The organism is Pseudomonas sp. LBUM1644, from assembly GCF_059716195.1.
In genome coordinates, this window is sequence record NZ_CP166812.1 from 4,767,376 (window position 1) to 4,785,656 (window position 18,281).

18 protein-coding genes are annotated in these 18,281 nt (G+C 60.4%); 7 read left to right on the forward strand and 11 right to left on the reverse strand.

Annotation, left to right across the window (positions count from 1 at the left end; translation table 11 throughout):
• Nucleotides 1-172: 172 nt before the first annotated feature.
• Nucleotides 173-934, reverse strand: coding sequence for an SDR family oxidoreductase (locus ACA052_RS21765; protein ID WP_497646733.1), 762 nt, complete (start codon nucleotides 932-934; stop codon nucleotides 173-175).
• A 236-nt stretch (nucleotides 935-1,170) separates the two neighbouring features.
• Here ACA052_RS21765 and ACA052_RS21770 point away from each other — a divergent pair, with 236 nt between their 5' ends.
• Nucleotides 1,171-2,175: an NADP-dependent oxidoreductase gene (locus ACA052_RS21770; RefSeq protein ID WP_497646734.1), complete on the forward strand. Its 1,005-nt coding sequence runs from the start codon at nucleotides 1,171-1,173 to the stop codon at nucleotides 2,173-2,175.
• Between the two features lie 78 nt (nucleotides 2,176-2,253).
• On the opposite strand, the gene pyrF is transcribed toward ACA052_RS21770, so the two are convergent.
• Nucleotides 2,254-2,952, reverse strand: a complete 699-nt coding sequence (pyrF, locus tag ACA052_RS21775; protein ID WP_497646735.1) for an orotidine-5'-phosphate decarboxylase — start codon at nucleotides 2,950-2,952, stop codon at nucleotides 2,254-2,256.
• Between the two features lie 293 nt (nucleotides 2,953-3,245).
• On the opposite strand from pyrF, the gene ACA052_RS21780 reads away from it, so the two are divergent.
• The 3 genes from ACA052_RS21780 (at nucleotide 3,246) to xopAW (ending at nucleotide 6,155) form a co-directional block, all read left to right on the forward strand.
• Complete coding sequence (locus ACA052_RS21780; protein ID WP_497646736.1) at nucleotides 3,246-4,004, forward strand: response regulator; 759 nt, start codon at nucleotides 3,246-3,248, stop codon at nucleotides 4,002-4,004.
• Nucleotides 4,004-5,056 carry a sensor histidine kinase gene (locus ACA052_RS21785; protein WP_497646737.1) on the forward strand — a complete coding sequence of 351 codons (1,053 nt, stop codon included), beginning with the start codon at nucleotides 4,004-4,006 and terminating at the stop codon, nucleotides 5,054-5,056. The genes ACA052_RS21780 and ACA052_RS21785 overlap by 1 nt, the downstream gene beginning before the upstream one ends.
• 247 nt (nucleotides 5,057-5,303) lie before the next feature.
• Entirely contained in the window at nucleotides 5,304-6,155 is an 852-nt protein-coding gene (gene xopAW / locus ACA052_RS21790; protein WP_497646738.1) for a XopAW family type III secretion system calcium-binding effector, read from the forward strand.
• 111 nt (nucleotides 6,156-6,266) lie between these two features.
• Here the strand turns inward: xopAW and ACA052_RS21795 are convergent, their stop codons facing one another.
• From ACA052_RS21795 to ACA052_RS21835, 9 genes are all read right to left on the reverse strand, one after another.
• A complete protein-coding gene (locus ACA052_RS21795; protein ID WP_497646739.1) occupies nucleotides 6,267-7,322 on the reverse strand; it encodes an AI-2E family transporter in 1,056 nt (351 codons plus the stop codon).
• A gap of 68 nt (nucleotides 7,323-7,390) precedes the next feature.
• On the reverse strand, nucleotides 7,391-8,197 hold the full coding sequence (locus ACA052_RS21800) for a DUF4892 domain-containing protein (protein ID WP_497646740.1): 807 nt from the start codon (nucleotides 8,195-8,197) through the stop codon (nucleotides 7,391-7,393).
• Between the two features lie 151 nt (nucleotides 8,198-8,348).
• Nucleotides 8,349-9,203, reverse strand: a complete 855-nt coding sequence (locus tag ACA052_RS21805) for an alpha/beta hydrolase (RefSeq protein WP_497646741.1) — start codon at nucleotides 9,201-9,203, stop codon at nucleotides 8,349-8,351.
• On the reverse strand, nucleotides 9,200-10,006 hold the full coding sequence (locus ACA052_RS21810; RefSeq protein ID WP_497646742.1) for an alpha/beta fold hydrolase: 807 nt from the start codon (nucleotides 10,004-10,006) through the stop codon (nucleotides 9,200-9,202). The genes ACA052_RS21805 and ACA052_RS21810 overlap by 4 nt, the downstream gene beginning before the upstream one ends.
• 252 nt (nucleotides 10,007-10,258) lie before the next feature.
• Nucleotides 10,259-10,702, reverse strand: a complete 444-nt coding sequence (locus ACA052_RS21815) for a hotdog fold thioesterase (RefSeq protein ID WP_497646743.1) — start codon at nucleotides 10,700-10,702, stop codon at nucleotides 10,259-10,261.
• A gap of 33 nt (nucleotides 10,703-10,735) precedes the next feature.
• Nucleotides 10,736-12,403, reverse strand: coding sequence for an AMP-binding protein (locus ACA052_RS21820; RefSeq protein WP_497646744.1), 1,668 nt, complete (start codon nucleotides 12,401-12,403; stop codon nucleotides 10,736-10,738).
• A 147-nt stretch (nucleotides 12,404-12,550) separates the two neighbouring features.
• Complete coding sequence (gene sixA / locus ACA052_RS21825; RefSeq protein WP_497646745.1) at nucleotides 12,551-13,003, reverse strand: phosphohistidine phosphatase SixA; 453 nt, start codon at nucleotides 13,001-13,003, stop codon at nucleotides 12,551-12,553.
• Nucleotides 13,000-13,347: a DUF4389 domain-containing protein gene (locus ACA052_RS21830; RefSeq protein ID WP_497646746.1), complete on the reverse strand. Its 348-nt coding sequence runs from the start codon at nucleotides 13,345-13,347 to the stop codon at nucleotides 13,000-13,002. Before ACA052_RS21830 ends, sixA begins: the two co-directional genes overlap by 4 nt.
• A 19-nt stretch (nucleotides 13,348-13,366) precedes the next feature.
• The gene (locus tag ACA052_RS21835) at nucleotides 13,367-14,392 is read right to left on the reverse strand and encodes an NAD(P)H-dependent glycerol-3-phosphate dehydrogenase (protein WP_497646747.1); all 1,026 of its coding nucleotides are present in this window, start codon (nucleotides 14,390-14,392) and stop codon (nucleotides 13,367-13,369) included.
• A gap of 298 nt (nucleotides 14,393-14,690) precedes the next feature.
• Here ACA052_RS21835 and ACA052_RS21840 point away from each other — a divergent pair, with 298 nt between their 5' ends.
• The 3 genes from ACA052_RS21840 to fabA all read left to right on the forward strand — a co-directional run bounded on the left by ACA052_RS21840 (nucleotide 14,691) and on the right by fabA (nucleotide 18,281).
• Nucleotides 14,691-15,620: an ABC transporter substrate-binding protein gene (locus tag ACA052_RS21840; RefSeq protein ID WP_497646748.1), complete on the forward strand. Its 930-nt coding sequence runs from the start codon at nucleotides 14,691-14,693 to the stop codon at nucleotides 15,618-15,620.
• Nucleotides 15,617-17,518 carry an ATP-binding protein gene (locus ACA052_RS21845; protein ID WP_497646749.1) on the forward strand — a complete coding sequence of 634 codons (1,902 nt, stop codon included), beginning with the start codon at nucleotides 15,617-15,619 and terminating at the stop codon, nucleotides 17,516-17,518. Before ACA052_RS21840 ends, ACA052_RS21845 begins: the two co-directional genes overlap by 4 nt.
• Before the next feature lie 247 nt (nucleotides 17,519-17,765).
• On the forward strand, nucleotides 17,766-18,281 hold the full coding sequence (gene fabA, locus ACA052_RS21850) for a 3-hydroxyacyl-[acyl-carrier-protein] dehydratase FabA (protein WP_042560484.1): 516 nt from the start codon (nucleotides 17,766-17,768) through the stop codon (nucleotides 18,279-18,281).

Consider the following 18,281-nt stretch of genomic DNA (forward strand, 5'->3'; position numbering starts at 1 on the left):
TGCAGGAGTCAGTTAATCACAGGAGCGCCGGACGGGTTGTGCGACAACGCCGTCAAAACCCGCGGTTCTAACCATTTGAAACACAATCAAAAGATCGTCCGAACGCGGCCCGAACCTTCGGCAGCTCCTACAGAGGATCTGCCGCAGGCTGCGATCTTTTGACGTTGATTCTTCAAAACGCCGTGACACCACCATCCACCGCCAACGAGTGACCCGTGGTGAACGCGGCGCCATCACTGCACAGGTACAACACCGCACTGGCGATTTCCTCGACCTTGCCGATACGACCCACCGGGTGCATGGCGCTGGCGAACTCGCCTTTCTTCGGGTCCGCTTCATAGGCACGGCGGAACATGTCGGTATCGATCACCGCCGGGCATACCGCATTCACCCGAATCTTTTTCTTGGCGTATTCAATGGCAGCCGATTTGGTCAGGCCAATCACTGCGTGCTTGGAAGCCGCGTAAATGCTCATTTTCGGCGCAGCGCCGAGACCGGCTACCGACGCGGTGTTGACGATTGCACCGCCCCCTTGCGCCAGCAGCAACGGTAGTTGGTATTTCATGCACAGCCAGACGCCTTTGACATTGACGCCCATGATCGCGTCGAACTCATCGGCCGTGCCTTCGGCCAGCTTGCCCTTTTCGATCTCGATGCCAGCATTGTTGAACGCATAGTCGAGACGGCCGTAGGTATTCACCACTTCGTCCATCAGATTTTTTACATCGCTTTCCAGCGTGACATTACAGCGCACGAAGGTCGCTTCGCCCCCCGCCGTACGAATCAGTGCCACTGTGCCCTCGCCGCCCGCCGTGTCCAGATCGGCGACGACCACTTTCAACCCTTCGGCGGCGAACGCCTGGGCAGTCGCACGGCCAATACCATTGGCAGCGCCGGTCACAACGGCGACTCGGCCGGAAAACGTCATGCTCATTGCTAGGTCCTCGAAAACAAGAATGCGGGGGATCGCGTGTTCCCAGTCTAGTCACAGGGACCCGTACCACGGCAGCACTATCAGAAGGCCGGTTGGTTACACATGAGTTGCAGTGATAGAACCACCAGCGTGACTATCACTGCACTGGATCGATATGCATTCGCCGCATCAGCCAAACTTGCGGCATCGATCATGAAGGTCTATCAACAAGGCTTCATTCATCTTGAGTGCCTGTCATGACTACCCAGACCAATCGCCAATTCCTGCTCGCCAAACGTCCAGTGGGCCCGGCGACCCGCGAGACGTTCACCTATCAGGAAGTTCCGGTCGGCGAACCGGCCGCGGGTCAGATCCTGGTCAAAAACGAATACCTGTCCCTGGACCCGGCCATGCGTGGCTGGATGAACGAGGGCAAGTCCTACATCCCGCCCGTCGGTATCGGCGAGGTGATGCGCGCATTGGGTGTAGGCAAAGTCGTGGCGTCGAACAATCCGGGCTTCGCCGTCGGGGACTATGTCAATGGCGCGCTGGGCGTGCAGGATTATTTCCTCGGCGAGCCACGCGGCTTCTATAAAGTCGATCCGAAACTGGCGCCGCTGCCGCGTTACTTGTCCGCATTGGGCATGACCGGGATGACCGCCTACTTCGCCCTGCTCGACGTCGGCGCACCCAAGGCCGGTGACACCGTCGTGCTCTCAGGCGCCGCTGGCGCAGTGGGCAGCATTGCCGGGCAGATTGCCAAGATCAAAGGTTGCCGCGTGGTCGGCATCGCCGGTGGCGCGGACAAGTGCCAGTTCCTGATCGACGAACTGGGTTTCGATGGCGCCATCGACTACAAGAACGAAGACGTCATCGCCGGTCTCAAGCGCGAGTGCCCGAAAGGTGTCGACGTGTATTTCGATAACGTCGGCGGCGATATTCTCGACGCGGTGCTGAGCCGTCTGAACATGAAGGCGCGAGTGGTGATTTGTGGCGCCATCAGCCAATACAACAACAAGGAAGCGGTCAAAGGCCCGGCCAATTACCTGGCGCTGCTGGTCAACCGCGCACGGATGGAAGGCTTTGTGGTGATGGACTACGCCGCGCAATTCGCCGCTGCCGGGCAGGAAATGGCCGGCTGGATGGCCAAGGGGCAGCTCAAGAGCAAGGAAGACATCGTCGAAGGACTTGAGACGTTCCCGGAGACGCTGATGAAGTTGTTCAGCGGGGAGAATTTCGGCAAGTTGGTGTTGAAGGTTTAAAGCGGTAGATCAAAAGATCGCAGGCTACGCCAGCTCCTACAAGGTCTCATGTAGGAGCTGCCGAAGGCTGCGATCTTTTTACGCCAGTTCGGCGACTACGGCAGCCAACGCTTTGGCCGGATCCGCCGCCTGGCTGATCGGACGGCCGATCACCAGATAATCCGAACCCGCATCCAGCGCCTGACGCGGCGTCAAAATGCGGCGCTGGTCGTCCTGGGCGCTGCCCGCCGGACGAATCCCTGGGGTCACCAGTTGCAGCGACGGATGCGCCGATTTCAAGGCCTGGGCTTCCAGGGCCGAGCACACCAGACCATCCATCCCGGCTTTTTCCGCCAACGCGGCCAGGCGCAGTACCTGCTCCTGCGGCTCGATGTCCAGGCCGATGCCCGCCAGGTCTTCGCGCTCCATGCTGGTCAGCACGGTCACGCCGATCAGCAGTGGTTTCGAGCCGGTACGCTGGTCGAGCACTTCGCGGCAGGCGGCCATCATGCGCAGGCCACCGGAGCAGTGCACGTTGACCATCCACACGCCCATTTCCGCCGCCGCTTTCACGGCCATGGCGGTGGTGTTCGGGATGTCGTGGAACTTGAGGTCCAGGAACACCTCGAAACCCTTGTCGCGCAGGGTGCCGACGATTTCCGAGGCGCAACTGGTGAACAGTTCCTTACCGACTTTAACGCGGCACAGTTTCGGGTCCAACTGGTCGGCCAGCTTCAGTGCGGCGTCACGGGTGGGGAAATCCAGGGCGACGATGATAGGAGTCTGGCAGACGGACATGTGCGGGCTCTCAGGCAGGACGAAATCGGCGCGCATTGTAGCGGAACCAGCGCGGCTGCGGGACCCGATGATCGGTATTTCGTCGTCGGCGCTCAAGCAAGACTAGCCCTTTGGCCAATTGTGTCGAGCCCGATACACTCACGACACGCCCACAACATCCTTCATCACTACCCTCGGCAGTCGCAACACGTCCTTACAGCTCTTCCCGCCTCCGGGCCGGACGCCTATGCTGAAACCACAACCTCGCAGCCTATCTTTGTGGTTGGCAGCCTACCTGGCAGATGAACGCACGCATGCACAACACCCAAGCTACCGTTAACGACGATCAAAAAGCGCCCGGCGACGACAAACGCTGGAGCATTCGCGCCCTGATCGTCGACGATGACGTCCCGATCCGCGAGCTGATGATCGACTACCTCGCCCGGTTCAACATCCATGCCAGTGGCGTCACCGATGGCGCTGCCATGCGTCTGGCGATGCAGGCTGAACATTTCGACGTGGTGGTACTGGACCTGATGCTGCCCGGCGAAGATGGTTTGTCGCTGTGCCGCTGGCTGCGCGCCGATTCGGATATCCCGATCCTGATGCTCACCGCCCGCTGCGAACCCACCGACCGGATCATCGGCCTGGAACTGGGCGCCGACGATTACATGGCCAAGCCGTTCGAGCCGCGCGAACTGGTGGCACGGATCCAGACCATTCTGCGCCGGGTGCGCGACGATCGCACCGAACAGCGCGCCAACATCCGCTTCGACAACTGGCGCCTGAACAGCGTGCTGCGCCAGTTGATCGCAGCCGATGGCCTGGTGGTGCCACTTTCCAATGCCGAATTCCGCTTGCTCTGGGTCTTCATTGAGCGTCCGCGCCGGGTTCTCAGCCGTGAACAATTGCTGGATGCCGCCCGCGGTCGCTCGATCGAAGCCTTTGATCGCAGCATTGACCTGCTGGTCTCGCGCCTGCGCCAGAAACTCGGCGATGACCCGAAAGCGCCTCAGTTGATCAAAACGGTTCGCGGTGAGGGTTATCTGTTCGACGCACGAGACATCGGCTGATGCGTGCGCGCTTCGATACGCTGTTCGGCCGCCTGTTTGGCGTGCTGCTGGTAGCGATTATCCTGGCGCACCTTTTGGCGTTTGCCTGGTTCCACCATTACGGCCCGCCGCCGCCTCCGCCGCCGCCGGAGTTTGCCGAAAACTTCGACGGGCAACGGCCTCCGATGGACCCTCGTTTCGAAAACAGACCACCCCGGCCGTGGTTCGGCGGCCCCTTGGTGCCGCTGACGTTTCAGTTGGTCTCGCTGATTATTGCCGCCTGGTACGGCGCCAAACTGCTCAGCCGGCCGATCCAGCGCCTGAGTGACGCTGCCGAGCGCCTGAGCGAAAACCTCGACAGCCCGCCTCTGGATGAATCCGGCCCACGGGAAGCGCGGCAGGCAGCGCACACGTTCAACAAGATGCAGCAACGTATTCGCGAACAAGTGCAGCAGCGCTCACGGATGCTGGGTGCCGTGTCCCACGATCTGCGTACGCCGTTGTCACGGTTGAAGTTGCGGTTGGAGCAGATCGACGACGACAAACTGCAAGGCCAGATGCGACAGGATCTGGATGACATGATCAGCATGCTCGACGCCACCCTGACCTACCTGCATGAACAGCGCACCAGCGAGGCCCGGCAGTGGATGGACGTGCAGGCGTTGGTGGAGTCGTTGTGCGAGAACGCCCAGGATCAAGGCGCCGATGTTCAGGTCAGCGGCCACTGCGCGCCGTTGCAGGTGCAGCCGATGGCGTTGCGTTCGTGTATCAACAATCTGCTGGACAATGCCCTGCGCTATGCCGGGCAAGGGTTGATCTCGCTCGAAGACCATCGTGAGCAACTGGTGATCCGGGTCATCGACCACGGGCCGGGGATCGCGGCGGATAAGCGTGAAGTCGTGTTCGAACCGTTCTTCCGCCTGGAAGGTTCGCGTAATCGTAATTCGGGTGGAGTGGGTCTAGGCATGACCATTGCCCGCGAGGCGGCCGAACGACTGGGCGGACAATTGAGCCTGGAAGAAACGCCCGGTGGAGGCCTGACCGCAGTCATCCAGTTACCCCGATCCTTGTAGCAGCTGGCGAAGCCTGCGTCCGGCTGCGCAGCAGTCGTAAAATCGGTCAGCGCGGTCTTTCAGGGATACCGTGTATACCGGATTTACGACTGCTTCGCAGCCGAACGCAGGCTTCGCCAGCTGCTACATGATCTCATCGTGCTCTGTGTAGTCATCGGTACAAACCCCACACACCCACGACACCTTGCCCCTTGAGGCTGCATAAGCCGGTGCACCCACCGGTTTCCCATTCCAAGGAGTGAGTCCAATGATCGGTAGCGTCAGCAACTACACGAGTTATACCAGCACCAGCAGCACCACAACCAATAACGCCCGCAGTCAGCAATTTCAGAAAGAGCTGCTCGCCAAACTCGATACCAACAGCGACGGCGCAGTGGATCAGGACGAGCTGAAAAGCGCCCTGTCGCAGAAAACCGACGACGGCCTGCTGGTCAGCCTGAGCAAAAATTTCGCCGACCTGGACAGTGACGACAGCGGCAGCCTGAGCAGCGAAGAAATGGCCGCGATGGCGCCTCCGCCGCCACCGCCGGGGGACCAGGCACCGAGCACCGAACTCGCCGATGCGCTGATCAGTGCCCTCGACGCCGACGGTGACGGCGCCATCAGCAGCGACGAATTGAGCAACGGCCTGACCAGTGCTGGCAGCAGTGCCGACAGCAAGGAAATCTTCTCGGCCCTGGACAAGAACGAAGACGGCACCGTCAGCAAGGACGAACTCGCTGCCAGCCTGGCCCCGCCTCCACCACCGCCACAGCAGGTGTCCAGCGACGAACTGTTCAGCCAACTGGATGCAGACAGCGACGGCAGTGTCACCGCCACCGAATTGAGCAGCGCGTTGCAGGCCAGTGACAGCACTTCATCGACCAACACCGACACCAGCGCCGCGTTGCTCAAAGTGCTGGATAGCGACAAGAGCGGGGGCGTCAGCAGTGACGAACTGAAAATCGCGCTACAAGCCGGTCGCGAGAAAAAATCCGACAGTTCCACCGATCAGTCGAATGCTTCCGAAGCGCTGAACAAAATGATCGCTAACCTGAGCAAGCAGTATTCGCTCGACAAGGTGGCGACCGTGGGCAAATACCTCAACGTGGCCACTTAAGTCAAAAGCTTCGCGGGCAAGCCTCGCTCCTACACGACAGATACTTGTAGGAGCGAGCGGTGCGGCGATCCGACTTGCCCGCGAAGAGGCCCTAAGCCCCATAAAAGAAACTCAAGGCCGGCGTTCTTCAACCCGCGCCTGGCTCTTGCTCCAGTCGGTCAGCAGGCTGTAAGCCACCGCCAACAAGGTCGGGCCGATGAACAAGCCAATAAACCCGAACGCAATCAAGCCGCCAAACACACCCAGCAACACGATCACCAGCGGCAGATTCCCACCGCGGCTGATCAGGTACGGTTTAAGTACGTTATCGACCCCGCTGATGATGAACGTGCCCCAGATCCCGAGAAACACTGCCATTCCATACTCGCCCTTCCACGCCAGCCAGGCTGTCGCCGGAATCCACACCAACGGTGGCCCCATCGGAATCAGGCTCAGTAAAAACGTCACGATGCCAAGTACCAGAGCCCCAGGCACGCCGGCAATCAAGAACCCGATCAATGCCAGGACCGCCTGAGCCGCCGCCGTCCCGATCACACCGTTCACCACCCGCTGAACCGTGCCCGCCACCAGCTCGATGTAATACCCGGCACGGTTACCGATCAGCCGCTCCAGCAACCCATGGACAAATGCCGCCAGTCGCGGCCCGTCGCGGTAGAAAAAGAACACGAAGACAATGCTCAGCGTCAGCTCGAGAATCCCGCCGCCAATCTGCGCACTGCGCGCCAGCAACCAGTTACCCACCTGTCCCAGATAAGGCTTGAGCGAAACCATCATGGCCGCGCCCTGCTGATCGATGCTGTTCCAGATCACCACCAACCGCTCGCCCACCAAGGGAATACTGCCCAGCCAGGTCGGCGCCTCGGGCAGACCGTCGACCTGCACATCCTTGATGAACGCCGTGGCATCGCGCACGTGATCCGCCAGGTTGAAGCCCAGCCACACCAGTGGCACCGCCACCAGCAACATCCAGCCAAGCGTCAGCAATGCCGCCGCCAAGGCCTCGCGCCCCTTCAGTAATCGGGTCAGCAAGCGCATCAGGGGCCAACTGGCAAATGCCAGCACTGCGCCCCAGAACAACGCTGACCAGAACGGCGCCATCACCCAAAAGCTCGCGCCAAACAACACCAGGAGCAGGATCTGCACCAACAGCCGATCGTTATTGATCATCCAGGTCTCGAAAAAGTCAGTCTGCAAAAGAGTAGGCGAGCGCGGCTGGCGCGTTCACCTGGTGAAGCTTATCGCAACAGTTCTAGGCGCAGACCGGTGCCGTCGACGCTGCCGGTTTCCATCCGGGCCGCCCGCACGCCCTGTGCAATCAACGCCTGGCGCCAGGCTTCGGCGTTCGTCCCGGACACAGTAACCCGCAGGGTCGTGTCCAGATTCAAGCCGCGTGAGAGCAAGCGCAGCCAGGTATCGTCAGGGGCAGCGGTCAGTTTGGGTAAATCGAGTTCGCCGGTGCTTTTGAGTTGGCGTAACAGGGTCGCTGAAGTCGGCAGCAAATCACCCAGCGGCGCAGCGGCATCGAACTGCTCGACGTGCAGATAAGCTTTGCGATTACCGCGCGTGATGCTGTAGAGCGCCACCAGCGTGCTGTCCTTTGGCGCCGCCAGCCGCAACAGCAGGTACGCCTGTTGATCGTCAGCACCATAGAGCTTGGCGTTGCCGAAGACCTCATTGGCCCACAGGCTGCTTTCACCGCAATCACGGGCCTGGCACCAGAACAGCAACTCGGCACCCTGCTTCTGCAACGCTTCGCGAGCGGCAGTGAAGGCTTCGGTGGAGGAATGCTCCGGTGGCAATTCGTACGTGACGGAAGTGGTCTGCCCACGCGCGGTGACCTGCCCGTCGAAACGCAACTGGCCGCTGATCTTGCGGATCGATCCCAGCGGGTAGATCCGCTCAAGTTCCACAGCCGGGCGATAGTCGACAATTTGCGCATCGGCCATGCGCGGCACGATCGGCAGGTCCTGACTGCCCGCAAGGTCGGCGGCAAACAACAAGGGGCTGAAACAACATAGCGCCAGCACACTGAATGAACGCATGGATAGGCTCATCGGATCAGCATGGCCTGGGCGCCTTTGACGACGCGGACATCAGAGACCTTGAGGCCATTCGGGGTCGCAGCGGTGTAGAGGTCTATCATGGTTGTCTCCCATTTCAAGCCGCCCAGCCTCGACAGTTGCCCGGTGCAAGTCAAGGAACGGCGAAGAACCGATTGAAACAGTCTGCGACAAGGTCGGCGCCGGGTTCGTCATTCAGGTGCAAATGATGGCCGCCAGGCAGCTGTTCTCGGCTAAAGGGTAGACGTTCCAGCAACTCGGGATGTTTGGCGAGCATGCCGTCGGCCGCCACCACCAATAACGCAGGACAACTGACCCGCTGGACGAAGGCCATCGCCTGTTCGGTTGTAAGACGTAGCGGCGATGGCAGCGTGAGCCGATTATCGGTGCGCCAGGTATAGCCGCCCGGCACCGGCATCAGCCCTCGCTGGGCCAGCAGTTCGGCGGCTTCACGACTGACAGCCACCACACCTTTCATGCGCGCCTCTATGGCGCGGTCCTGAGTGGTGTAAACCGGTTTGCGCTTTTCCCGCAGATCAAGCTGCGCTTGCAGGGCCATGCCCATACGCTCAGCCGCATTTTCGCCCTTGTCTGTAGGAGGAATGATGCCGTCGATCAAGGCCAGATGGGTGACACGTTCCGGCATTGACCCGGCAATGATCAACGAAGCGATCGCGCCCATCGAGTGGCCCATCAGCGCAAATCTTTTTAGTCCCAGCTGTTCGGCAACCTGCAGCACGTCGTGGGCATAGTCCCACATCGCGTAGCCGGCACCGGTCGGGCGATGCCCGGAGTGACCGTGGCCGGCCATGTCCAGTGCGATGATCCGCAGGCCTTTGAGTTTCGGTGCCAGTCGAGCGAAGCTGTTGGCGTTGTCGAGCCAGCCATGTAACGCGATGACCGGCAGGCCGTCTTCAGGGCCGAACAAGTGCGCCGCCAGCTCAATGTGCGGCAGGCTCAGGCGAACTTCTTCGACGACATGGCTCATGCGCAATCCTGCTGACGACGACCTTCCCAGCGACTGAACAGATTTTTCAGGAGCGTGGCGGTGTCTTGTGGACGTTCGAGGGGAAACATGTGGCCACCGTGCATGGTCAGGGACTCACCCAACGGCATGCGTCCGACGCTGCTGGCGTGATGACGCATGACCACGCGGCTCTTGTGCCCACGCACGACCGCCAGCGGCACTTTGAGCTGCCGCGCGCGACCGGGACTGATGTGGGGAACACCGCGATAGATGCTGATTTCCGTGGCCGGGTCGAAGCGCAGGCGCAGCTTGTCGCCCACCTTTTGCAAACCGTGTTGCAGGTACGCGTCGAAGCACTCCGGGTCAAATCCACGGAACAAGGTTTTGCCGGCGAAATACAGCCGGGCGGCTTCCAGGTCGGCAAACTCTTCCCGGCGCCCCAATGTGCGGCCAGCGGGGGTCAGACGGTCGATGAAACCAAAGCGCTTGGCGGCGCGGATGACCCATTGATCGGCACGGGTCAGTACCGGCGAATCGAGCATTACCACGCCGCGGTACAGTTCGGGACAACACAACGCCGCATGCAGATGCAGTACGCCGCCAAAGGAATGCCCGACACCCCACACGGGTTCCGGTTGCTGTTTCAGGTGATGAATCAGCTCATCCACCAGGTTGTGCCAGTTGTCATCCGCCGGAAAACGCGGGTCATGCGCATGCTGCTCCAGATGCGTCACCTGATACTCGGGCGCCAGCGCCGCGAACAATTTGCCGTAAGTCCCCGAAGGGAATCCATTGGCGTGGGCGAAAAATATCTGTTGCGACATACCGGTCGATCCATCAACGAAAACGAAGCTTGATTGTCCGTAAGACGACGTCCTACAGCAATGACCGTAACTGACAGGAATGATGACAGTCCGGCCAATGAATATCTGTGTAGCAGCTGGCGCAGCCTGCGTCCGACTGCGCAGCAGTCGTAAATACCGCAACCGCAATCTTTCTGAACCACTGCGGTGAATGGTTTTACGACTGCTGCGCAGTCGGACGCAGGCTGCGCCAGCTGCTACAGGGATGGCGTTTCAGCGTGCAGGTGGATTCTCACCCAACGGCACGACCGCCATGGTTAACCGCGACACACAACTGGCCTTGCCCTCATCACTGGTCAAGCGGATATCCCAGACATGCGTCGTGCGACCGATGTGGATCGGCTTGGCCACTGCTGTTACCCGCCCGCTGCGCAAGCCGCGCAAATGGTTGGCGTTGATTTCCAGACCGACGCAGTAGAACTTGCTGGCGTCGATGCACAAATAACTGGCCATCGAGCCGACGGTTTCGGCCAGCACCACCGAGGCGCCGCCGTGCAGCAAGCCATAGGGCTGGTGAGTACGGTGGTCGATGACCATGCTCGCGGCCAGGGATTCTTCATCGCAGGCTTCGAAGCGAATATCCAACACTTCACCGATGGTGTTTTTCTGGATCGCGTTCAACTGCTCGATGTTGGGAGTGGTGCGCCACAGACTCATCGCTGATATTCCTTTGTGGGTTTTGTTCGTGACTCAATCCTGCCACAGCACCGCCTCACTGCGCTCGCTCCATTCTTCGAACCGCCCCCCGTATGCCGCTTCGATCATATTGCGCTTGATCTTCAGGGTCGGCGTCAGAAAGCCGTTTTCCACAGCCCAACTGTCCTTGACGACAACGAGCCGGCGTAGCCGCTCATGTTTGTCGAGGGCGCCGTTGACCTCTTCCAGCAGTTTCTCCAGGCTCGAATGCAGGCCGGCGCGCGCAGTTCCGCCCGCGTCCTGCTGCCCGATCGCCGAGAGCACGCACAAGCCCAGCGGCGCGCTCAAGCCATCGCCGACCACGCACACCTGTTCAATCCGCGAATGCACCGCCAGACGATTTTCGATCGGCGCCGGAGCCACGTATTTACCTTTGCTGGTCTTGAAGATCTCCTTCAGCCGTCCGGTCAGGCGCAGGTTGCCTTCGGCGTCTTCCTCGCCCTTGTCACCGGTGTGCAGAAAACCGTCCGCGGTGATGGTTTCGGCGGTTTTTCCAGGTTCCTTGAAATACCCGAGCATGGTCGCGCCACTACGCACCATCACCTCGCCCGACTCGGCGATCCGCACCTCGACTTCCGGACATGGCTTGCCAATCCACCCCGGTTTGTTCTGGCCCGGCAGGCCAATGTGTGAATAACCGCAGCTTTCGGTCATGCCATAGACCTCCAGCACATCCAGCCCCAGCTTGCGGTACCAGAGCAGCAACGTCTGCGGCACCGGCGCGGCGCCGGACAAGGCAATGCGCAAGGCATCGAGCCCAAGCCCGGCTAATACCTTGTGCCCGACTCGCTTGCCGATAATGGGCAGGCCGAGCAGGAAGTCGAGACGCTTTGCCGGGATCTTGCTGAAGACGCCCATCTGGAACTTGGTCCAGATCCGCGGCACGCCGAACAGCGCGGTGGGCCGCGCACGCTGCAAATCGGTGAGGAAGGTATCGAGGCTCTCGGCGAAGAACACGCTTTGCCCGGTGTAGATCGACGCCAGCTCGACGAACATCCGCTCGGCGACATGGCACAGCGGCAGGTAGGACAGCAGTCGATCCGACTCGTTGAGGCCAAACAGCTGCGTACCACGCGTGGTGGCAAACCCCAGAGTGCCGAAGCTGTGCATCACGCCTTTGGGCATGCCCGTGGTGCCGGAGGTATAAATGATGGTTGCCAATTGATCGGCGGCGGGTTTGGGATTGTCCTGGATTGGAGAGCTGCGTTGCAGGTCGGCCCAGCTGAAATCGAAAGTGCCTTGAGGGTGCAACGGCAGGCTGATGGTCGGCAGGTCCGAGCTGACACCCCGGGACATGCCAGGCCAGTCGTCGAGCTTGCCGATGAACGCCAGCACCGCCTCCGAGTGTTCGAGCACTTGAGCCACGGACTCGGCTGTCAGGTTCGGGTACAGCGGCACGGAGACGTGCCCGGCCATCCAGATCGCCAGGTCGGCGATGATCCAATGGGCGCAGTTTTTCGAGATCAGGGCAATGTGGCTGCCCTGCGGCAATTCACGCGCTCGCAGCCAGTGCGCGGCGCAGCGCGCCTGGTGACCAACGTCTTCCCAGGTCAGGGTCTCGACCTGTCCAGCGCCCGTGGGCTGGACCAGGAAGCGCTGGCGGGGATGGCGGGCTTCACGCTCATAAAAGACGTCCAGCGGCAAACGAAAAGCAGCAGACATACAACTCGCTCCTGTTTTTATTGGTCTGGAGCAAGCGTAGTCAACCGAGCAGTTGCTTGGTCGATTATTTGATAGAAAAACCAGGATCAAAAGATCGCAGCCTGCGGCAGCTCCTACAGAGAGCCATGCAGGCTGCGATCTTTTGCTTTACGGGTGCTTGATACCGTTGAGTTTCATCGCCCCGGCCAGCGGCAAATCACCTTCAAGCTCGGCAAGGCCGGCGGTTTTCACCGCTTCCGGTTGTTGCACATGACCGTGCTGCAGGTACCCCAGCAAATTGCCCACCAGCGGGTTGTGACTGACCAGCAATGCGCGGTCCACAGAGACCAATTGCTCTGACACCGATTGCGGGCTGTAGCCGGGAGTCAGCCATTCGACAGTGCGAATATCCGGCTGAAAGCCCAAGGCTTCCCGCACCAGTTGCGCGGTCTGTTGCGCTCGCAGATAGGGGCTGGCGTAGATCGCTGTAATAGGCTCACCGATCAGCTTGGCCGCACTTTTCAGCACTTCTTCGCGACCGTGCGGGGTCAGTGCCCGCTCGGAGTCGGGACGCGAGCCGAATGGTTCGGCTTCACCATGACGCAATACCCAGAGTTTCATAGCTTGGGTTCCTCATCTCGGACCGGATGCGGGGCGGGCGCCACGACGTGCGGCGCTTCACCTTCCGGTGTACGCGGCGTCGGCCAGTCGGCGAACGGCCAGGGTTTCTGGTCGCTGTGGAACGTGCCGAAACGACCGATCTGCGCCAGGAACTGGCTCAGGCTGTCGCCGAAGTTCATCAGGCTGGCGCTCGGGGCGCCATAAATCAAACGATAGACCAGCTGCACCAGTACCACGGCGCCGAGAATGAATTGCGCCACCTGCCAGACCAACAGGAAGACGATCATCCACAGCACGCGCAGCAGGATGGATTCGTAACTGGCTTCTACTTTCGGATCGTTCATGTCTCGCGCTCCCTGATAATCAGTTGAAACCGCTGGTAGAAATAAAGTCGACATCGGTTTTCGGCTCGCCGCGCATCAACAGCTCAATCACCTGATTCAGCGTGCGCCCTTCGAACAGGATCGCGTGCAGGCCGGCGACCAGCGGCATGTACACCCCGACTTCCTGGGCCTTGGCTTTCAACACCTTGAGGGTGTTCACGCCTTCGGCGACTTCGCCCAGGCGCGTCACCGCATCTTCCAGGCTCAAGCCTTGACCGAGGGCGAACCCGACCTGGTAGTTTCGGCTTTTCGGCGAGGAGCAAGTGACGATCAAATCGCCCACGCCCGCCAGGCCAAGAAACGTCATCGGGTTGGCGCCCTGATTCACCGCGAAACGGGTCATTTCCGCCAGCGCCCGGGTGATCAGCATGCTCTTGGTGTTTTCGCCCATGCCCAGCGCCACCGCCATGCCGGCGATGATCGCGTACACGTTTTTCAGCGCCCCGCCCAACTCGACGCCGAAGCGGTCGGCGCTGGCGTACACCCGAAAGGTCCGACCGTGCAAAGCCTCCTGGACCCGTTGGCAGAGTTCTTCGTCTTCGCTGGCGACCACCGTGGCGGTCAACGCGTGTTCGGCGATTTCACGGGCCAGGTTCGGCCCGGACAACACGCCGATGCGCGCTTGCGGGGCGATCTCTTCGAGGATCTCGCTCATCAGCTTGAACGTGTGGGCTTCGATGCCTTTGGTCAGGCTCACCAGCAATTTACCGCTCAAACGCTCGGCATGTGGGACCAGTACCGAACGCAACGCGCTGGAGGGCAGTGCGACGAAGCACAAGTCGCAGGCTTCCAGTGTGGCTTGCAAGTCAGTGACCGGCTCTACGGCCGGAAGAATCTTGATGCCTTTAAGGTAACGCGGGTTCTCGCGATTGACCCGAATGGACTCGGCCTGTTCCGGATCACGCATCCATTGCCGGACCTGATGCCCGTTCTCGGCCAGAAGATTTGCCACGGCGGTACCAAAACTTCCGCCTCCCAGGACCGCAATTGGGCGCTGTTCAGTCATATGCAATCCGTTAATCCATACCAATGGCGATGTCGGCATTATACGGAGCGGCCCAGTGGCGGCCAGCCCCCGCAACAATTACCGACACTTGTAGAAAGAAGACCAACAAAACCGAGGAAAATGCCGGCATCGTGACTGGAAAAGTCGACCGGCTCGGTTAACATGCGCGGCAGGTAATCGCTATCAAGGCTGTGTCGTGTCTTTTGGCTCACTTCCCACCCGCTCGCCGCAGGTACTGGCGCTGGTTTTCAGCTCGTCGTTGCTGGCTGACGACTTTCTCACAGAGCTGGCATTCTAAATGTGCAACGGGATAGGCAAGACACCTACCTTTGGTCGCCAGCTGGCCGTGGTGTGCCTGCTGTTTGCCGGCTTGTTGAGCAGCCTGCCGACAAACGCGGCAGACATTCTGCTGATCGGTGCCGAGGACGGCCCCGGGGTGCAATCTTTCGCCAAGGCCTTGAGCGAGTTGCGTCCATCCGACAGTGTGCGCTACCAGTCATTGGGCAGCTTGCCTGTACCGGACAAATTGCCGGCCGACAGCCGCTTGATACTGCTCGATCTGCCGAGCCTCGACTGGCGCCTTCAAGTCGACCAAGGCCCGGCGACGTTGGTGCTGCGCATCAGTCGCCTGCAAGCCCGGCAACATATCGGCACTGCCTTGCCCCAATACCTCAGCCTGCTCTGGAGCGATCCGCCGCTGGACCGGCAATTGCGCCTGACCCGAGTCCTGCTGCCACAGGTCCGACGGATCGGCGTGCTCTACGACAGCCACAGTGAATTCCTGCTGAAAGAATTGCGTCAGGCTGCCCAACCCCTCGGCTTGGAAGTCGTCCCCGAGCGCTGGGACAACACCAATGACAGCAAGCCGTTGCAGGACTTGCTGAAAAACAGCGATGTGTTGCTAGGTCTTGACGACCCCGATCTGTACAACCCGAAAACCGCAAAAAACCTGCTGCTCAGCAGTTACGCGCGGCAACTGGCGCTCATCGGCCCCAACGCCGGATTCGTCAAGGCTGGCAGCCTGGCCAGTACCTACAGCGATCAGAGCGACTGGCTGGCGACTCTCGACGAACTGCTCGACCGGCCGCCGGCCACCTGGCCGCGCGCCCACTATCCGCAACACTTCAAAGTCTTGGGCAACGCGCAAGTGGCGCGTTCATTAGGTATTGAGCCAATAAATGAAACGTCTGTCGCTACACAGTTGGCCGAAGGAGAACGCCGCCCATGACCTTCCGCCGCCGTTGGGACATCAACACGCGCACTCAGATCATCAGCCTCGGCCCGGCCCTGTTGTTGACGTTGCTGTTGATCAGTTTCTTCACCTTCGTGCGCATTCAGGACCTGCGCCAGGAACTCAACCACACCGGCCAGCTGATCGCCAACCAACTGGCACCCGCCACCGAATATGGGGTGATCTCGGGTAACAACGAGGTCCTCGACAGTTTGCTCAAGGCCACCCTGGCCACGCCGAACGTGCGCTTTCTGGAAGTGCAGGACAGCGCCAACCGGATTCTGGTGTACGTCGAGCAACCGTCGGAAACCCACAACCGTTCGCAACAGGTCGAAGTGTTCCAGGCCCCGGTGCGGTTGCAACAAATCCAGCTGCACAATGATTTTTTCCAGAACAGCAAAGCCACCACTATTGCTCCCGCCGAGGACTATCTGGGACGGGTGATCGTCGGCCTGTCCAATGACGCGTTCAATCAACGCCAGCAGGAAATCCTGCTCAAGGCCGGGATTCTCGCGCTGTTCGCCCTGCTGTTTACCTTTCTCGTGGCCCGGCGCCTGGCCGGCAGCCTGTCGCAGCCGATCCGTGACATCGGCAATGCGGTCAAGGCGATTCAGGAAGGTGACTACAAAACCCCATTGCCAATCGTCGATGACACCGAACTGGGGGCGCTGTCGCAACACATCAACAACCTTGCCCACGGCCTCGAACAAGCCAGTCGTGAACAGCACCAGGCGATGGCGCAGTTGATCCAGACCCGCGAGGAAGCAGAAAATGCCAACAACGCCAAGTCGGATTTCCTGGCGATGATGAGCCACGAACTGCGCACGCCGATGAACGGAGTGCTGGGCATGCTGCAGCTGCTGGAAACCACCGAGATGACCGAGGAGCAGGTCGAATATGCGGCACTGGCTTCGGAGTCCACTGAACACCTGCTCAAAGTCATCAACGACATTCTCGACTTCTCGCGCATCGAGCGTTCGGAACTGGAACTCGAGCACATTCCGTTCAACCTCGCGGACCTGATCAGCAGTTGCGCCCAGGCGTTCCAGCACACTGCGGTACAACGCGGGCTCGATTTGCAACTGCGGCTCCCCGAAGACATGCGCGCGCTGCAGGTGCAAGGCGACCCGACGCGGATCCGGCAGATCCTGGTGAATCTGGTCGGCAACGCGCTGAAATTCACCGAAAAGGGTCTCGTCTCCATCGAACCGCAATGGCAGTCGCTGGATCATGAGTTGCTGTGGTTCACCTGCACCGTGCGCGACAGCGGGATCGGCATCTCGGCCGAGAGCCTGGAATTGATGTTCAACGCGTTCCAGCAGGCCGACAGTTCTATTTCAAGGCGTTACGGCGGCACCGGCCTGGGCCTGCCGATTGCCCGCACCCTGGCCGAACGCATGGGCGGCACCTTACGTGCCCAGAGCGAAGAAGGTCATGGCTCGGTGTTCACCCTGGAAATCCCCCTGGCGCTCTATAAACAGACGCTGCCAGTGCGGGTGCCGCGCACGCCGACCGGCAGCGGCGATGGTGAGGGGCGCAATGTGCTGCTGGTCGAGGACAACCCGGTCAATCAGACGGTCATTGAAGCAATGTTGCGCAGTCTGGGCTTTACTGTCAGCGTTGCCACCGATGGCGCGCAGGCGGTGCGCAGCGCCGAGAGCCTGATTTTCGAAGCGATTCTGATGGACTGCCGACTGCCGATTATCGACGGCTACGAGGCGACGAGGCAGATTCGCCAACTGCCCGGTTGTGTAGATTTGCCGATCATCGCACTGACCGCCAATGCCTTGCAGGGCGACCGCGAAGCCTGTTTATCCGCGGGAATGAACGATTACCTGGCCAAGCCCTTCAAACGCACTGATCTGCAGCAAATTCTGCAGCGCTGGGTGCAGTAGTGCAGGCCTTTCGACCATCTGCGACTGGCGTGAAAGGCGAAAGTGCGGCAGTCTTAGGCACCCGAACAGGCCCGAAAAGGGGCTTGAATAATAATTTCAGTGCACAAGTGTACATTCATGTCCTTGGTGCTGTGACTTTCACCACAACGCAATAGTCTATGAGTAGGCTGCTGACTCGAGGCATGACCGCTTCGATCGGCCGGGAAGATTTGCCCCACCTGCCGCATGGGATTATTGAGGAGCTCGCATGACCAAACAAAACGCCTTTACCCGGGAAGACCTGCTGCGCTGCAGTCGCGGTGAGCTGTTCGGCCCAGGTAACGCGCAACTGCCCGCCCCGAACATGCTGATGGTGGATCGCATCACCCATATCAGCGAAGAAGGTGGCAAGTATGGCAAAGGTGAATTGGTCGCCGAGCTGGATATCACTCCGGACCTGTGGTTCTTCGCCTGCCACTTCGAGGGTGATCCGGTGATGCCTGGCTGCCTGGGCCTCGACGCCATGTGGCAACTGGTCGGCTTCTTCCTGGGCTGGCAAGGTCTGCCGGGCCGCGGCCGCGCCCTGGGTTCGGGCGAAGTGAAGTTCTTTGGTCAGGTCCTGCCGACCGCCAAGAAAGTTACGTATAACATTCAGATCAAGCGCGTGCTGAAGGGCAAGCTGAACCTGGCCATTGCCGATGGTTCGGTCAGTGTCGACGGCCGCGAAATCTACACCGCCGAAGGCCTCCGGGTCGGCGTGTTCACCTCCACTGAAAACTTCTAA

What these genes read in the sequence shown, in the direction of transcription:
- ACA052_RS21795 (WP_497646739.1), bottom strand. Translation starts at nt 7,322, where the DNA reads ATGATCAATAACGATCGGCTGTTGGTGCAGATCCTGCTCCTGGTGTTG.
- ACA052_RS21765 (WP_497646733.1), bottom strand. Translation starts at nt 934, where the DNA reads ATGAGCATGACGTTTTCCGGCCGAGTCGCCGTTGTGACCGGCGCTGCC.
- ACA052_RS21835 (WP_497646747.1), bottom strand. Translation starts at nt 14,392, where the DNA reads ATGACTGAACAGCGCCCAATTGCGGTCCTGGGAGGCGGAAGTTTTGGT.
- ACA052_RS21780 (WP_497646736.1), top strand. Translation starts at nt 3,246, where the DNA reads ATGCACAACACCCAAGCTACCGTTAACGACGATCAAAAAGCGCCCGGC.
- ACA052_RS21840 (WP_497646748.1), top strand. Translation starts at nt 14,691, where the DNA reads ATGTGCAACGGGATAGGCAAGACACCTACCTTTGGTCGCCAGCTGGCC.
- xopAW (WP_497646738.1), top strand. Translation starts at nt 5,304, where the DNA reads ATGATCGGTAGCGTCAGCAACTACACGAGTTATACCAGCACCAGCAGC.
- sixA (WP_497646745.1), bottom strand. Translation starts at nt 13,003, where the DNA reads ATGAAACTCTGGGTATTGCGTCATGGTGAAGCCGAACCATTCGGCTCG.
- ACA052_RS21770 (WP_497646734.1), top strand. Translation starts at nt 1,171, where the DNA reads ATGACTACCCAGACCAATCGCCAATTCCTGCTCGCCAAACGTCCAGTG.
- fabA (WP_042560484.1), top strand. Translation starts at nt 17,766, where the DNA reads ATGACCAAACAAAACGCCTTTACCCGGGAAGACCTGCTGCGCTGCAGT.
- ACA052_RS21810 (WP_497646742.1), bottom strand. Translation starts at nt 10,006, where the DNA reads ATGTCGCAACAGATATTTTTCGCCCACGCCAATGGATTCCCTTCGGGG.
- pyrF (WP_497646735.1), bottom strand. Translation starts at nt 2,952, where the DNA reads ATGTCCGTCTGCCAGACTCCTATCATCGTCGCCCTGGATTTCCCCACC.
- ACA052_RS21820 (WP_497646744.1), bottom strand. Translation starts at nt 12,403, where the DNA reads ATGTCTGCTGCTTTTCGTTTGCCGCTGGACGTCTTTTATGAGCGTGAA.
- ACA052_RS21805 (WP_497646741.1), bottom strand. Translation starts at nt 9,203, where the DNA reads ATGAGCCATGTCGTCGAAGAAGTTCGCCTGAGCCTGCCGCACATTGAG.
- ACA052_RS21845 (WP_497646749.1), top strand. Translation starts at nt 15,617, where the DNA reads ATGACCTTCCGCCGCCGTTGGGACATCAACACGCGCACTCAGATCATC.
- ACA052_RS21785 (WP_497646737.1), top strand. Translation starts at nt 4,004, where the DNA reads ATGCGTGCGCGCTTCGATACGCTGTTCGGCCGCCTGTTTGGCGTGCTG.
- ACA052_RS21800 (WP_497646740.1), bottom strand. Translation starts at nt 8,197, where the DNA reads ATGCGTTCATTCAGTGTGCTGGCGCTATGTTGTTTCAGCCCCTTGTTG.
- ACA052_RS21830 (WP_497646746.1), bottom strand. Translation starts at nt 13,347, where the DNA reads ATGAACGATCCGAAAGTAGAAGCCAGTTACGAATCCATCCTGCTGCGC.
- ACA052_RS21815 (WP_497646743.1), bottom strand. Translation starts at nt 10,702, where the DNA reads ATGAGTCTGTGGCGCACCACTCCCAACATCGAGCAGTTGAACGCGATC.